This is a genomic window from Proteus vulgaris (assembly GCF_033708015.1).
Taxonomy (GTDB): domain Bacteria; phylum Pseudomonadota; class Gammaproteobacteria; order Enterobacterales; family Enterobacteriaceae; genus Proteus.
On sequence record NZ_CP137920.1, the window covers coordinates 2,023,564 to 2,039,199 of the forward strand.

General features: G+C 38.5%; 15 protein-coding genes. 4 read left to right on the forward strand and 11 right to left on the reverse strand.

The annotated features are described in order from the left end of the window. Window positions 1-12: 12 nt before the first annotated feature. From SB028_RS09675 to SB028_RS09715, 9 genes are all read right to left on the reverse strand, one after another. Entirely contained in the window at window positions 13-450 is a 438-nt protein-coding gene (locus tag SB028_RS09675) for a tripartite tricarboxylate transporter TctB family protein (protein WP_069367142.1), read from the reverse strand. 31 nt (window positions 451-481) lie between these two features. Beyond that, window positions 482-1,426 carry a tripartite tricarboxylate transporter substrate binding protein gene (locus SB028_RS09680; protein WP_069367141.1) on the reverse strand — a complete coding sequence of 315 codons (945 nt, stop codon included), beginning with the start codon at window positions 1,424-1,426 and terminating at the stop codon, window positions 482-484. Beyond that, on the reverse strand, window positions 1,426-2,670 hold the full coding sequence (locus SB028_RS09685; RefSeq protein ID WP_069367140.1) for a PfkB family carbohydrate kinase: 1,245 nt from the start codon (window positions 2,668-2,670) through the stop codon (window positions 1,426-1,428). Before SB028_RS09685 ends, SB028_RS09680 begins: the two co-directional genes overlap by 1 nt. A gap of 313 nt (window positions 2,671-2,983) precedes the next feature. Further along, complete coding sequence (locus SB028_RS09690) at window positions 2,984-3,298, reverse strand: AzlD domain-containing protein (RefSeq protein ID WP_069367139.1); 315 nt, start codon at window positions 3,296-3,298, stop codon at window positions 2,984-2,986. Beyond that, window positions 3,295-4,008 carry an AzlC family ABC transporter permease gene (locus SB028_RS09695; protein WP_069367138.1) on the reverse strand — a complete coding sequence of 238 codons (714 nt, stop codon included), beginning with the start codon at window positions 4,006-4,008 and terminating at the stop codon, window positions 3,295-3,297. The genes SB028_RS09690 and SB028_RS09695 overlap by 4 nt, the downstream gene beginning before the upstream one ends. A 90-nt stretch (window positions 4,009-4,098) precedes the next feature. Beyond that, on the reverse strand, window positions 4,099-4,959 hold the full coding sequence (locus tag SB028_RS09700; protein WP_069367196.1) for a helix-turn-helix transcriptional regulator: 861 nt from the start codon (window positions 4,957-4,959) through the stop codon (window positions 4,099-4,101). 83 nt (window positions 4,960-5,042) lie between these two features. After that, a complete protein-coding gene (locus SB028_RS09705) occupies window positions 5,043-6,053 on the reverse strand; it encodes a LacI family DNA-binding transcriptional regulator (RefSeq protein WP_069367137.1) in 1,011 nt (336 codons plus the stop codon). A gap of 51 nt (window positions 6,054-6,104) precedes the next feature. Continuing rightward, window positions 6,105-7,511: a sucrose-6-phosphate hydrolase gene (locus tag SB028_RS09710; protein WP_069367136.1), complete on the reverse strand. Its 1,407-nt coding sequence runs from the start codon at window positions 7,509-7,511 to the stop codon at window positions 6,105-6,107. Then, window positions 7,512-8,882: a sucrose-specific PTS transporter subunit IIBC gene (locus SB028_RS09715; RefSeq protein WP_069367135.1), complete on the reverse strand. Its 1,371-nt coding sequence runs from the start codon at window positions 8,880-8,882 to the stop codon at window positions 7,512-7,514. Between the two features lie 677 nt (window positions 8,883-9,559). On the opposite strand from SB028_RS09715, the gene dmsA reads away from it, so the two are divergent. The 4 genes from dmsA (at window position 9,560) to dmsD (ending at window position 14,271) form a co-directional block, all read left to right on the forward strand. Then, window positions 9,560-11,998, forward strand: a complete 2,439-nt coding sequence (gene dmsA, locus SB028_RS09720; protein WP_128860461.1) for a dimethylsulfoxide reductase subunit A — start codon at window positions 9,560-9,562, stop codon at window positions 11,996-11,998. An 11-nt stretch (window positions 11,999-12,009) separates the two neighbouring features. Then, window positions 12,010-12,627: a DMSO/selenate family reductase complex B subunit gene (locus tag SB028_RS09725; RefSeq protein WP_069367134.1), complete on the forward strand. Its 618-nt coding sequence runs from the start codon at window positions 12,010-12,012 to the stop codon at window positions 12,625-12,627. A gap of 1 nt (window position 12,628) precedes the next feature. Further along, window positions 12,629-13,486, forward strand: coding sequence for a DmsC/YnfH family molybdoenzyme membrane anchor subunit (locus SB028_RS09730; protein WP_069367133.1), 858 nt, complete (start codon window positions 12,629-12,631; stop codon window positions 13,484-13,486). 173 nt (window positions 13,487-13,659) lie between these two features. Beyond that, complete coding sequence (dmsD, locus tag SB028_RS09735; RefSeq protein ID WP_069367132.1) at window positions 13,660-14,271, forward strand: Tat proofreading chaperone DmsD; 612 nt, start codon at window positions 13,660-13,662, stop codon at window positions 14,269-14,271. 96 nt (window positions 14,272-14,367) lie between these two features. On the opposite strand, the gene SB028_RS09740 is transcribed toward dmsD, so the two are convergent. Then, a complete protein-coding gene (locus tag SB028_RS09740) occupies window positions 14,368-14,829 on the reverse strand; it encodes a nucleoside deaminase (RefSeq protein ID WP_069367131.1) in 462 nt (153 codons plus the stop codon). Then, window positions 14,829-15,515, reverse strand: coding sequence for an ankyrin repeat domain-containing protein (locus SB028_RS09745; RefSeq protein WP_069367130.1), 687 nt, complete (start codon window positions 15,513-15,515; stop codon window positions 14,829-14,831). Before SB028_RS09745 ends, SB028_RS09740 begins: the two co-directional genes overlap by 1 nt. Between the last annotated feature and the right edge of the window lie 121 nt (window positions 15,516-15,636).

The window sequence follows — 15,636 nt, forward strand, 5'->3', positions numbered from 1 at the left end:
GTTTTTCTCTATTTATGAAAATAGCTGAGGTAGCGGTACTAACAGTACAGCGGTAAATAAGTAATACACACCTAACACCACAGAGGCTGAAATAATAAAACTATATATAGGTTTTGTTGTTGCATATTTCATCATTAACGGTGCGGTCATAATTAACCCCGTTAAAATAAAACCTAGATAATCTGATGCAAAAACATAAAAAAGGATAATACCAATAATTAATAAAACAAATTTTATTTCATGCCATGAAACTAATGGAATATCACTTTCTTGGTTGCGTGAGAATATATCTATTAATGAAAATACAATCATTCCCCCGCCAATAATAGAAGGCATAAATGCAGCACCATATTCATTAAAATCACCCAATGAATACGCACTATAAACAATAAGAAATAAACCAAAGCAACAAAATAGTAGCGATAGAATATGACGATTTAGCATAGGCATAAAAACGGCTGTTGTTCAGCCGTTTCCTCAGTTATTTCTTTATAATTTCACCAAACTTTTTATCTTCATTTGCCATAAATTGAGTGGCATCATCACCATATAATTCAATAACTTCAAATCCTTGTTTATTTGCAAATTCGGCTAATTCACCAGAGGCATACACTTTTTTCATTGCAGCAGTGAGTTTATCTTGCACTTCTTTATCTAACCCTTTTGGCGCAACTAACATATTCCACGCTTGCAAATCCCAATTATAAGGTGTGGCTTCTTTAAATAATGGAACATCAGGATAAAAAGCTGATTTCTCATTTGACATAATTGCCATATGCTTCACTAACCCCGCTTTTACCATACTGTCCGCCTCTCCTAATGAAGAGGTCACAATATCAACACCACCAGAAGCAAGTTCTTGTAATGCAGCACTTGCCCCTTGAGATGGGATAAAGCGAATGGCATTATCAGGTAATCCAGCAGCACGCAACATACCAATAGTATTAAGATGCCAGATTGAATTTAAGCCACTGCCAGATGCCTTTAATTTCCCTGGATTTGCTTTCGCGTAATCAATAATTTCCTGTGCATTTTTAAAGGGTGAAGATTTCCCGACTTGTAATCCACCATAAATAACGGCAAGACGTGTAATCGGTGTGTAATCTTGATACGTTAAATTTGTCATTCCTTGATGATGCATCATGGTAATTTCAACCGTTGCAATACCAAGTGTGTAGCCATCAGGTTTTGCATTTTTAATGGCATCATGACCTACAACACCACTGCCGCCTGTTTTATTGACCACATTAACAGTAACGCCCAATTCTTCTTGTAGCCCTTTTGCGGCTAAACGTGCAACCGTATCGGTATTACCGCCTGCCGCCCAAGGAACAACAATCGTAATCGGCTTTTCAGGGTATTGAGCAAAAGCCGGAAGTGAAAAAATGGAACTGCATAGGGTAAATGCCAGAAGTGTTTTTTTCATTATATGCACCTTTTCTCATTGCAGATTATTTGTGGCCGAATATCTTCAAGCCTTGATTTAAGGCGAGCCTGAACTTGGGAAAGGACAGGCATTGCTGTTACGCCTTTTTGTTCTATAAATGCAGAGAGGAAAGCACTGGCAAATAATACACTTTCATGCATTGTGCCTCCTGCCGCTATTTTTGAAGCAAATGCGCCATTAAAAGCATCCGTGGCTGCCATCGTATCCACTCGTAACGATGGCATAGGAGGGATATGAAAAGTGGCTCGTCCATCAAAATAGACCACACCAAGCTTATCCATATAAATAATAACTTTCTTTTTTTCATCACCAGAAATAACGTCAATAGCCTGTTTGGCGTCATTAATATCGTTTATTTCAATGTCAGCCCAATGTGATGCTTGAATCGCATTTAAGGTAATAAAATCAAGCTCTGAATAAAGCTGCTTTAAATTTTCGTTATAAGGTGCAACATTAAGTATCACTATTTTATTAACTGATTTTGCAAACAGTGCAGCTTTAATATTGGCTTCTATATTAATTTCACCTTGGAGTAATAGCACGTCAGCTTCACTTACATAAGGTAAAGAAATATCAATCTCTTGATCTGAGAATGTATTGTTCGCCCCTAAATAAGTCGCTGTAATATTGTTTTGTGTTTTATCTGCTAAATAACTAATTGAACTGCCTGTCGGCTCTATTTCTGTTTGAAATACCGTGAAAGAATCAATACCACTTTCTTGTAAATATTTATAAGCGTATTTACTAAAATGATCTTCACCGACTTTCGTAATTAAATGTACTTTTGCATCAGAGAAACTGGCAGCCATTGCCTGATTCGTTCCTTTGCCACCGGGACCTATCGAATTACTTTTAGAGTTAATTAACTCACCGACTTTTGGAAAAGAATCAACATTAGCAATAATATCTACCACAAACGATCCAAGTACACAGACTTTGCCTTCCGGCTTTCTATCTTTACGTTCTCTCACGATTAATAAATCGTGTAATAAACATGAAATATCAAAACTATCACTAAATTTACTTATTTTTTTAATTTCTTGTTTCCCTAGTATGGCGCCACCATGACAACGTTTGATCAACCCTTCTCCTTCAAGGTATTTCAAATCACTGCGGATCGTTTCCAGTGTGACACTGAATTTTTCCGCAAGCTGAGCCACTTTAACTTTCTTTTGTTCCCTGATGATGGTGTAAATTTCCTGTCGCCGCTCTTCTGAAAACATATAAAGTGCCTCCGTATCATTGATAACGAGAATAAGGAGATTAGGTCAGTGATTCTGCGATGGTATTCAAAACAAAAAACCAAAAACAAAAGCAAAACCAAATCGAAGCAATTTAGATCACATTTTTTTAACACAATATCAATTGGTATACGCTAAAAGTGAGAGGTGAAACGAGTCGAATAAAGAATAATAAGAAAGAAAAACGAGGTAGGATCAGCCGTTCAATGACGGCTGATTAAATAACGGATTAGATTATTACAAAAATAATAGTTTTTAAATGTAAATATAATGTTAAATAAAATCACCGCGATATTTAGTTTAACAACGTATTAAGCAGATAAAAGCCGACTAACGTCAGTAAAACCACCACTAGTGTATGACGTATTTTAAGCGCTAATCCTACACATAATAAGGTTCCCCATAAGTAAGGATTATCTAAAACACCTCTAAATTCGCCCTTTTCTAACAATACGATTGGCGCACAAATGGCAGTTAATAAACAAGGTGCAGAATATCCTAACGCTTGTCTGATCACTAACGGTAATTTGACGGGGATCGCGGGTTCAAGAAAGAAATAACGCAACATGAAAATGACCAGTGCCAGCACTAATAATAACGACCATGTCATTTTTGTTCTCCTCTGAATCTAGCAACACACACAGCGATAAACATGCCGGTTAACCCACCAATAACGACGCCACCTTCTATATTCAACCAACTGAAAATAATCGATAAACAAAAAGAGACAATAACGCCCACTAACGTGCTAAATGTTTTTATTAATGGGATAACAATTGCCAATAACGTGGCAACAATAGAGAAATCAAGATGATAACTTGATAAATCAGAAACTTGGCTTGCCATAATAATACCAACAATACTGACCGCCACCCATGATAAATAAAAACATAATCCCGCACCTATCATATAGGCGGGAGTTAGCTTCACTTTAGGTTGTGCTGAAACCGCAAAAAGCTCATCTGTTAATAAAAAGCCTATCGTAATGCGTTGATACCACTTTAAGTGGGCAACATGAGGACGTAATGTCAATCCGTATAAAAGATGTTGTGCTGTAATAAAAAAGACAGAAACAATAATCGTCAGCATACCTGCACCAGAAATGACTAATCCTAGTGTGACGAGTTGTGCTGCTCCAGCAAATATAATGGCAGACATTCCGACGCTTTGTGCAAAGGTTAATCCTGCATCGACAGCCATTGATCCCGCTAATATTCCCCAAGGAATAACGGCAAGGCATAAAGGCAAAACATGCAAGGCACCTAAACCAAAAGCACGTATTACTTGCCTATCTTCATGATTATTTCTGATTTTTTCCATTTACGTTTTTCACTTCAAATACATTAATTCTATGGAGAATGATTATTAGTCAGTAAAGATAAATGGGATTGTATAAAATTGCTATTTTGTTTATTTCTTATAACAAGACGGGGTTTTTAAAGAGGAAGATAATCGAAGCCCTTTCACATAATGACCTGGCGTAACACCAATGGCATTTTTAAAATGGCGATGGAAATGGCTTTGATCTGAAAAACCACAAAGTTGTGTAACATCAGAAAGCGAATGACCTAAAGAAAGCAATTGCCTTGCTTTGCGAATTCTTGCTTGAATAAGCCAAGCGTGGGGAGTCATACCCATCTCTTTTTTAAATTGACGTAGAAAATGCCAAGGACTTAAATTTGCCATTTCCGCTAAGGTATTAAGTGAAAATTCATTTTCAGGTGTGTCATTCATTAATTCACTTATCCATTGCAACCGTTGTCCTATTGCACTCAAAGGCTTTTCTTGAGTTCGTGTTTTGCTATAACGCAATATCAACATTGCCATTGTTGAAAGTAATAATGACTCTTTAAGAAGAAAATTATTGGGCTGTTCTAACAATGAAAAAAGTAATAAAAGTTGCTGACTTAAACCAGGATCGTGAATAACAGCATCAGGAAACCATGGGATTGAACCACGTTCTTGTTGTAAGTCTTGCGTTAATGTTTGCAAATACTCTGGCGTGGGATAAATAGCTTGATATGCCCAACCTGATTCTACCGCGGATGAGCCAGTGTGGACTTCATCTGCATTGACAATAATAATATCGCCTTTAGGCGCTATATGTTCACTGCCTGTGCGATAAAACTGTTGAGCACCATCATCAATAACACCGAAACAAAAACCTTCATGAGTGTGACGTGAAAACGTTTGATGCAAATATTCAGCTTGCAGATAAGCAAGGCTATTCAGCTCAGGAAGGTGGATAAGTTTAGCCTGCTCTTGCCGCATTGAATAATTGACTCCATCAACAATAAAAATCATCAGCTTGTATCATAAACACTATACTGATGATTGTATAAAATTGCTCAATCTTACTTATGTCGCTGATGAATTTTTGCTGGAACAAAAATTTGCTGAACGTCTAAGTTTGTCTGGTTAATTAATCCCATAACCAATCGGAAACAGTGTGATGCTAATTCAGGATTATTTTGTGCAATGGTATCTATTGGGATTGATAATGAATCATAAAGATAGTGATCATCAAAACCCGCTAAATAGACTTTATTTTGTATCATTTTATTTTGACTTATATAACGCAAAACACCGTCTAATAAGCCACACGCAGAAGTAAAAACAAATTGGGGTGGACGCCCCAAAGAGGCGCATAAAGAGCCGAACATTTCATAGCCGGAATTTGGGTGATAATGCCCATGTATGATCCACTCTGATCCCAGATTGATATTCGCTTGTGAAAGCCCTTGCGTAAAACCTAAAAGGCGATCGTTGGTGGGTGAAAGCGTTGATTGTCCACCTAAAAAGTAAAATTCATCAATGCCTTTTTTTGACGCAATCTCTGCAATAAGTTGTTGTGTCATGGTTGTTGAATCGGTGACAACAAAAGGTAGTGTTGTTCCTTTAAAATAACGATCAAATAACACAACAGGAATTTGTTGGCTCAAACGTTGATATTCTACATCACTTTGCAAACAGGAAGCGACAATCAGACCATCTATCTGTCGTGATAATAGATGCTCGATTACCAGTGTCTCTTGAGCGGCATTTTCATCAGTGCAGGAAATGAGTAATTGTATACCCGCTTCTCTACATAATATTTCTAGCTCATAAGCTACGGAAGCAAACCCATAGTTAGTAATATCTGGAATAACTAATCCCAATGCATAACTACGATTGTCACGTAAAGAGCGGGCATGAATATTGGGTTGATACAGATATTGTTCAGCAATGGACGTAATACGCGCAATAGTCTCATCAGAAACGCGCATCTCTTTACCTCGGCCATTTAATACCAAACTTGCCGTTGTTTTTGAAACCCCTGCTAATTTTGCAATATCGGTGATCGTGATACGTTTTTGTTTTTTCACTATTATTCTACTTAATGTCACGTTTACTGAACGTAAACGGTTTTATCGTTTTTAACTAGGTAATGCATTCTTTAATTGCCAAGTTGTGAGGTTGATGGTGTCTTTCCCCAAGAAACGGATAGCCTGTTTTTCTGAAGGGAAGAATCGGCTACTCATCACACCCGCACCATTATTAAAGAAAATTTCTACACTCGAGTTATCACATAATATTTGAAGATGTTTTATATCACCAAACCAGAAACGTGATTGCCACTCCCCGTTTTTAACACTGCGACGTTTTAACTCAGCGCGATTATTCTCAATGATTAACGCAAGAGTATCAGAAAAATAAATAGTCAGAGAGCCAAATAGCTCGACTTCAAGTTCAACTGAAAATTCGTTAATGTCTGGTACATCATTAGCCAAACCTTGCCAATAGACTGGATTTTGTCTGAGTTGCTGTAATTCTTTTACCGGCTGTTGATAAAGTTTATTTTCTTTTATCCGTAATTCGCGGGGGCAAGTCATTTGATGTATCCAACCATTAGCAATGGTTGGTTGATACATTTCCTCTCCATCAGGAACCCCCATCCAACCAAATAATAGGCGTCTGCCATTGGCTAATGTCGTTTGAGGCGCATAAAATTCAAATCCTGCATCAAGCTCAATTAAATCACCATGTTGAAATTGTAAGGTTGAATAATCAAAGCTCCCGATTAAATAAGCACTAGAGTGAGAATTTAAAAAACGATGTTGTTCTTTTTTGATACCTTGAGGACAAGTTAATAAAACAAAGTGTCCATTAAGCTCAAAGAGATCTGGGCATTCCCACATATAACCCGCATCAGCTAATCCGCCTAAATAACTCCCTGCTAACTCGCCGACTAATTGCCATTGATATAAGTGAGAGGCGCGATAGAGTAAAACTTTACCCTGTTTATCTAAAGTTTGCGCACCTAACACCATGTACCATATATCGTTATATTGCCAAACCTTAGGGTCACGAACATGACCACTGTAACCTTCTGGAAGCCCTAAAACGGGCCCTAACTTATCAAAACCACCCTGCTTATTTTCTACCGCTAAACATTGCCAAGCTGTACGAGCGCCATCTTGAAATTTTACATTCCCGGTATAACAGAGCGTTAATTGTCCTTCATTGATCACTGCACTGCCAGAATAACAGCCATCTTTGTCATAAAATTCATCAGGCAATAAAGCAATGGGTTGATGTTGCCAAGTAATAAGATCCTTTGAACGCCAGTGTCCCCAACATTTATTTTTATGCTCACAAGACAAAGGGTTCCACTGATAAAACAGGTGATAATACTCACCATCGAAACAAAATCCATTGGGATCATTTAATAATCCCGTTACTGGTGCTAAATGCCAACATGGATAGTATTTATCTTTTACGGCATTAGCGCTATTACACATAACCGCTTGTAAAATTGCGGATAACCCTTCACTTTTTGTCATTTATGCAGACTCCACTTTATATTTAAGTAACAGAGAAAGAATAAAAGCGGTTAAAAATGCAATCACTAAACCAACAATATAATTAATAATTGAACCTGCTTGTACAATCGCGATCCCTGGAATAGCGGTAAGACCAACGGCGGTCATATAAACATGAGAACCTACAACCCAAGCTCCACCAGCGGCACCACCAATCAACGCTGCAATGAAAGGTTTTCCATAACGTAAATTAATACCGAAAATGGCCGCTTCAGTGATGCCTAACATAGCGGAGAAACCCGATGGGATCGTAATTGCTTTAATTTTCGCATCGTTGGTTTTAAACCAAACAGCCATACAAGCACCACCTTGAGCAATATTAGCCATTGCCCAGATAGGCAATAAGAAATTAACCCCAATATTTGGATTGCCTAATAAACCAGCTTCAACCGCATGAAAACTATGATGAATACCCGTGATAACAATAACAGAATAGAGTCCACCAAAAACAACACCTGCGATCCAACCTGTTTCTGTAATCAGTGTACTTAATATAAATGAAATACCGTCGCCTAAAAGACGGCCGACAGGACCAATAACCAATAATGCGACAAAACCCGAAATAATAACGGTTAAAAATGGTGTGATTATTAAATCAAGGGCATTAGGAACAACTTTACGTAATTGTTTTTCTAACACGCTCATAAACCAGACGGCAAGTAATACCGGAAAAACTGTGCCTTGATAACCAATCATCGCGACTTCTAATCCAAAGAAATTCATGGTATTAAAGCCCGCCGCAACTCCCCAGGCATTAGTTAATGCAGGATGCGTTAAAATCCCCCCAAGTGTTGCACCAAGATAAGGGTTTCCACCGAACTCTTTTGCCGCAGTAAAACCAATTAAAATCGGTAAAATAATAAATGCTGCGGAGCTACACATATCAAGCATGATATAAAGTGCATTATCAGGGCTTACCCACTGATTCGTTTTCATTAGCCCCAATAGTCCCATTAATAGACCTGAAGCCACAATGGCTGGAATAATGGGCACAAAGATATTAGAAAGCAGTCTTGCTATTCGTTGAAATGGATTGAGCTTTTTAGCTGCAATATTGGCGGCTTCAGATTTACTTGATTCACTAATACCTGCGGCAGCAATAAATGCAGCATGTACTTTATTCACTAATCCTGTACCGAAGATAACCTGAATTTGCCCTGCATTACTAAAACACCCTTTTACTCCCTCTAATTTGTTGATTGCTTCTTTGTCTGCTTTTGAGTCATCGACAAGAACAAGTCTTAAACGCGTAGCGCAATGTGCTGCACTTGCAATATTTTCAGCACCACCTAATAAAGGCACAAGTTGGTGAGCAACTTTTTCAATATTCATCATAGCCTCTGTCATTCTTTTTTATTTATGTAGCGAGTATTTAGTTTAATCGAGAAAACTAAAACGGTTTAGCTAGTAACTTGATTAAATAAAAATCAATTCAAGATAGCAATAAAAAGACAGATAAAGGGCATTTAATTGTGATCTCAATTACAAAAAGTCTATTTATTAACCCTATTTTCACTTATTTAAACAATTAAAAATAACATTTAGCTAAACAAGTTTTATTTTTTTGTTTAGCTAAATAGGTTAATTGATTGTTAGATAATTATAGCCTCTAAAATGCCCGTTAAGTATTAATAAAAATAACTATTGAAACGAACAAAATCATAGAGATAAAAACAAATCAGCAACCTTATAAATGTTACTGATAACATAAAAACACCTAACTAATCGCTGTATAATTTTTTATATAAAGATGTTAATCAAATGATTAAATATAATTAATACAAAAGCTTAAGATAACCTTAAAAACTGGTAACACTCGTAATAAATCACTTTTCTTTGATGTAAAGCAACTACCACTTTTAAAAAATACGTAGTATCCACATTAACAGTTGGGTTTTATTGCCTACGTTAGAGTGCTTATTTTTTAACAATCATAACAATAATTATTTCTTTATAAGCTCGTTAGCTTCTGTTTTTTCTTAAAATATAAATAATCAAGTGAGTAATGTATGAAAAACATCAAAGAGATGGCGTTACTTTCCACTCCCTTATCTCGCCGTCGTTTTGTAAAAACAGGTGCAGCGGGTGGTTTAGCGATAACCGCAGGTGGATTATCACTCCCCTTTCATCAAGCCGTTGCCTCAGAAACACAATCAACAACAGACAGTGAAAAAGTCGTATGGAGTGCCTGTACAGTAAACTGTGGTAGCCGTTGTCCATTACGCATGCACGTTGTTGATGGTGAAATTAAATACGTCGAAACTGACAACACGGGCAATGATGTCTACGAGGAATTACACCAAGTTCGTGCCTGTTTACGTGGTCGTTCGATGCGTCGCCGAGTTTACAATCCAGATCGTTTACGTTACCCAATGAAGCGTGTAGGTCAACGCGGTGAAGGTAAATTTGAACGTATTTCATGGGATGAAGCCTTTGATACTATTTCAGATACCATGAAACGTTTAATCAAAGATTATGGTAATGAATCTATTTATTTAAATTATGGTACAGGCACATTAGGTGGAACCATGACGAAGTCTTGGCCACCAGGTGCAACATTAATTGCTCGTTTAATGAATTGTTGTGGTGGTTATCTTAATCACTATGGCGACTATAGTACGGCACAAATCGCAGCGGGTTTAAATTATACCTATGGTGGTTGGGCGGATGGTAATAGTCCCTCAGATATTGAAAACACTAAACTTGTCGTGATGTTCGGTAATAATCCGGGTGAAACACGTATGAGTGGTGGCGGTGTTACCTATTACGTTGAGCAAGCCCGCGAAAAATCAGATGCTCGCATGATTATCATCGATCCACGTTATACCGATACTGGCGCTGGTCGTGAAGATGAATGGATCCCTATTCGTCCAGGCACAGACGCGGCATTAGTTAATGCATTAGCTTACGTTATGATCAAAGAAGACTTAGTGGATAAGCCTTTCTTAGATAAATATTGTGTGGGTTACGATGAAACCACTATGCCAGAAGGTGCGCCTAAAAATGGTCACTATAAAGCCTATATTCTCGGTAATGGTGCAGATGGTCAGCCCAAAACACCTGAATGGGCAGCACAGATCACCGGTATTCCTGCTTCACGCATTGTTAAATTAGCCCGTGAAATCGCAACAGCAAAACCTGCTTATATTACACAAGGTTGGGGGCCTCAACGTCGTTCTAACGGTGAACTTGCTTCGCGTGCTATCGCGATGCTCTCTATTTTAACAGGTAATGTAGGCATTAACGGCGGTAATACGGGTGCCCGTGAAGGCTCTTACAGCATTCCTTTTGTTCGTATGCCAACTTTCACTAACCCCGTAACCACCAGCATTTCTATGTTTATGTGGACGGATGCTATTTTGCGTGGTCCAGAAATGACAGCAACTCGAGATGGTGTTCGTGGTAAAGATAAACTTGATGTCCCCATCAAAATGGTATGGAACTACGCGGGCAACTGTTTAGTCAACCAACATTCTGAAATCAATCGTACTCATGACATTTTACAAGACGATAAAAAATGCGAAATGATTGTGGTGATCGATAATCATATGACGGCATCTGCTAAATATGCCGATATTCTACTTCCTGATTGCACCGCATCAGAGCAGATGGATTTTTGTATGGATGCATCAGCAGGCAATATGGCTTATGTTATTTTCGCAGATCAGGCGATCAAACCTCGCTTTGAAAGCCGTAATATCTATGAAATGACCAGCGAAATAGCAAAACGTATGGGGGTGGGTGAAAAATTCACTGAAAACCGTACTCAAGAAGAGTGGCTACGTCATCTTTACGAACAATCTCGTCAAAACTTACCTGAATTACCGACTTTTGAGGAATTCCGAGCTCAAGGTATCTTTAAAAAACGCGATCCTGAAGGTCATCACGTCGCTTATCGACAATTCCGTGAAGATCCTGAAAACAACCCATTAACAACACCATCAGGTAAAATTGAGATTTATTCTTCTCAACTTGCTGACATTAAAGCGACATGGGAACTGGCATCTGACGATGTGATTGATCCACTGCCTATCTACTCCGCGGGCTTTGAAAGTTATGGCGATCCTGCAATGGAAAAATACCCATTACAAATGACCGGATTCCACTATAAATCACGCACTCACTCAACTTATGGCAATGTAGATGTCTTAAAAGCTGCTTGCCCACAAGAAATATGGATCAACCCTGTTGATGCGTCTAAACGCGGTATCAAACACGGTGATTTAGTGCGTATTTATAATGATCGTGGTGAAGTTAGAATTAATGCGAAAGTCACACCGCGTATTTTACCGGGCGTTGTGGGTTTAAGTGAAGGGGCTTGGTATAACCCAGATAGCAATCGTATCGATCATGCAGGTAGCATTAACGTGTTAACGACACAACGCCCTTCACCGCTCGCTAAGGGTAATCCTTCTCACAGTAATCTTGTTGAAGTCGTCAAGGCGTAAGGAGTCTGGTTATGTCAACGCAATATGGTTTTTATATTGATTCAAGTCGTTGCACCGGCTGCAAAACCTGTGAACTGGCGTGCAAGGATTTTAAAAATTTATCCCCTGAAGTCAATTTCCGCCGTATCTATGAATATGCTGGTGGCGATTGGACAGAGCAAGATGGTGTTTATACACAAAGCGTATTTGCTTATTACTTATCTATTTCTTGTAACCACTGTGACGATCCTGCTTGTGCCAAAGTTTGTCCAAGTGGTGCGATGCATAAACGAGAAGACGGCTTTGTTGTCGTTAATGAAGATATTTGTATTGGTTGCCGTTATTGTCACATGGCATGTCCTTATGGCGCACCGCAATTTGATGAAGTCAAAGGTCATATGACCAAATGTGATGGTTGCTATGAACGTGTCGCTGAAGGCAAAAAACCTATTTGTGTCGAATCTTGCCCACTGCGTGCATTAGACATGGCACCGATTGAAGAGTTACGTGCCAAATATGGTGATTTAGCTGAAATAGCCCCACTTCCTTCAGCAAAATACACCAAACCCAATATTGTCCTTAAATTAAATGCCAATAGCCGTCCTGTGGGTGATACCACTGGTCATCTGGCAAACCCAGAGGAGGTTTAAAATGGTGGGATTGCATGAATGGCCACTCATGTTTTTTACCGTTATCGGTCAAAGTGTTGCGGGTGCCTTTATTATTATGGGATGCGCTATTCTTTCGGGTAAGCTTCCCGCAGAAATGAACCGAAAAGTACATTACAGCATGTTTGGTCTTTGGGCATTAATGGGAATTGGTTTCTTATTATCCATGATGCATATGGGAACCCCATTACGTGCATTTAATTCATTACTTCGTTTTGGTCACTCATCATTAAGTAATGAAATTGCCAGCGGTTCAATTTTCTTTGCACTAGGGGGTATCTACTGGTTGCTGGCTGTACTGAATAAAATGCCGGCTGCACTAGGCAAGTTATGGGTCGCACTAGTTATGGTATTAGCTGCATTATTTATTACGGCGATCTCTCGTGTGTACCAAATTGATACCGTTCCGACTTGGTATAACAGCTATACCACTTTTAATTTTGTGCTGACAGCCTTTATCTGTGGACCTATTTTAGCGGCACTCTTAATGCGCATTGCAGGCTTTAATTTAAACTGCGTCAGTGCATTACCGTTACTCAGTGTTATCGCCATTGTTGTAAGTGCAATTGTGGCAACATCACAAGGTTTTGAATTAGGTTCTATTCAAACCTCTGTACAAAAAGCGACAGATCTGGTGCCTAACTACGGCACTTTGATGGGCATTAAATTAGTGGCTTTAGTCTTAGGTTTAAGTTGCTGGATTGCCCCACTACTACGTAAAAATAACCCTTCTATTGCTTTGTTAGCATTAGGTTTTATTTTAGTATTTGCGGGCGAGTTTATAGGACGCGGCGTGTTCTATGGTTTACATATGACTGTCGGTATGGCTGTCGTTGGTTAATTAATTTCTCCCGTCTAAACCGCTGTAATAGTTAAAAAGCATACTCTTTTTATCTGTTATAGCGGTTTTTCTTTTATATTGCGGTATCACTCTTTTTTAATCTTCGTCATTATGTTTAGATAGAAAATCGCATATGGTAAAGACAATAAATCTAAGCGGATTATAAAAATATTATGGAACAACAAGTTATTACTGATATTTCTCTCACTGCCCGTATTCTAGGCGCGGCATTTTATTACGCCCCTACTGAGAAAAGTGACATTGTCGAGCTACTGTCTAGTCAAAAGTGGGTTGAAGAATGGCCTTATGGTAGTGATGAAGAAAAACAACGCATTGCTAGCCTTCTTTCACAAACCACATTATCAGAAGAAACGTTAGCACAGGCATATCAACGTTTATTTGTTGGCCCTTACGCACTGCCTGCGCCACCTTGGGGCTCTGTTTACCTAGATCATGAAAATGTATTATTCGGTAATTCAACATTAGATTTACGTGAATGGATGCTAGAAAATGGTATTGATATTGCGTTAACTCAAAATGAGCCAGAAGATCACTTTGGTTTAATGGTGATGATGGTGGCATGGATTGCAGAAACTCGCCCTGAAAAATTAAAAGAGCTATTAGCAGAACACCTTCTGCCGTGGGCTTATCGTTATTTAGAGAAGTTATCTCTGCAAGGGGCATTCCCTTATTATGAAGGTTTAGCCATGCTGGCAACATTAACACTAAAAAACTGGCAGTCTCTGTTAAATGTAACCCCAGCTGAAAAACAATTGTTTTGTTGATTAATTAACAATATAAAAGTCCTAAAAGTATCTCATTTTATGCTGTGGCTTCAGCGCTCACTTTTAGGACTTTTATTTATAGAAAAATTGACCTGTTTAAGCGTGTTTTGACCAACGCTGATAAAGTGCAGGTTTTATTTCATCCTCGTTTTTTATTTGTATAAATTGAAGACCTTCCTGTTGTTCTGGTGGCTTTCTTAATGCGTTGGCGATACTGGCAGTAGAGAGTCCGTAAGGTTCTGCATCCTGATTAGAATAGGCATAAAAAATTTTAGAAATTCCCGCCATACGCATTGCAGCAAGGCACATTGGGCAAGGTTGCCCACTGGCATAAACAACACAATCATCTAATTTTGTTCTTCCTAATACTTTACCAGCTTCTCGTAATGCTAATAATTCAGCATGGGCTGTGGGATCATTTGTCGTTAGTATTTGGTTAACGGCACTTGCAATCACTTTGCCATTATTCACAATGACCGCGCCAAAGGGTCTTCCCCCTACGTTCACATTATCCATTGCAAGCGAGATAGCTTGTTGTATAAATTGATTATCTGACATTATTTTGCCCCCGCTTGTTCAAGTATATTAACAATGTTGGTATAGCCTTTATCTTTCGCTAACGTTAACGGTGTGCGACCAGCGCCATCGGCAAGGTTAACATTAGCGCCACCTTCAATAAGTAAAGTCACAATTTCTTCATATTTTTGGCTACCATCACCTAAAATAATAGCCTCGATCAAAGCCGTCCAACCTAAACGATTAATATGATCAACGTCCACACCAGCATCAATTAATGTCTTTACTGTTTTTACATGACCTCGCTCAGCAGCAGGAATTAATGCTGTTCCACCATAACGATTAACACTTTTAAGCGAGGCACCATGTGATAAAGTTAATTCTAAGATCTCCTGTAATCCTCTAGCCCCCGAATAAAGATAGGGTGAATCATGAATAGCATCACGGGCATTAACATCTGCGCCATGCTCAATCAGATATTTTGCAACTTCAATTTGGTTGGCATGTGTTGCCGCCATTAATGGTGTGCGTAACTTTAGATCTCGCTGTTCAATATCCGCACCTTGTTCTATCTGACGCTTTAATTCAGATAAATTGCCCTCTTGTGCCAGTGTAACTAGGTATGCCTTATCAGAATTTGCCATTGCTTTGACCATGAAGGTAGATGAAATGATTAATAGGCTTAAGAAGTATAAAAACCATTTTGCCTTTAGATAGAGAGTATTCATTCAATATCCCCTAAGTGTGCTAATTTCCATTCATTTAATTAGCAATATTATTTAAACCTAACTTAGATCTAACAAAGGCATGACTTTATTTCAACCAATCAAGGCGTGAATGAATCACCTA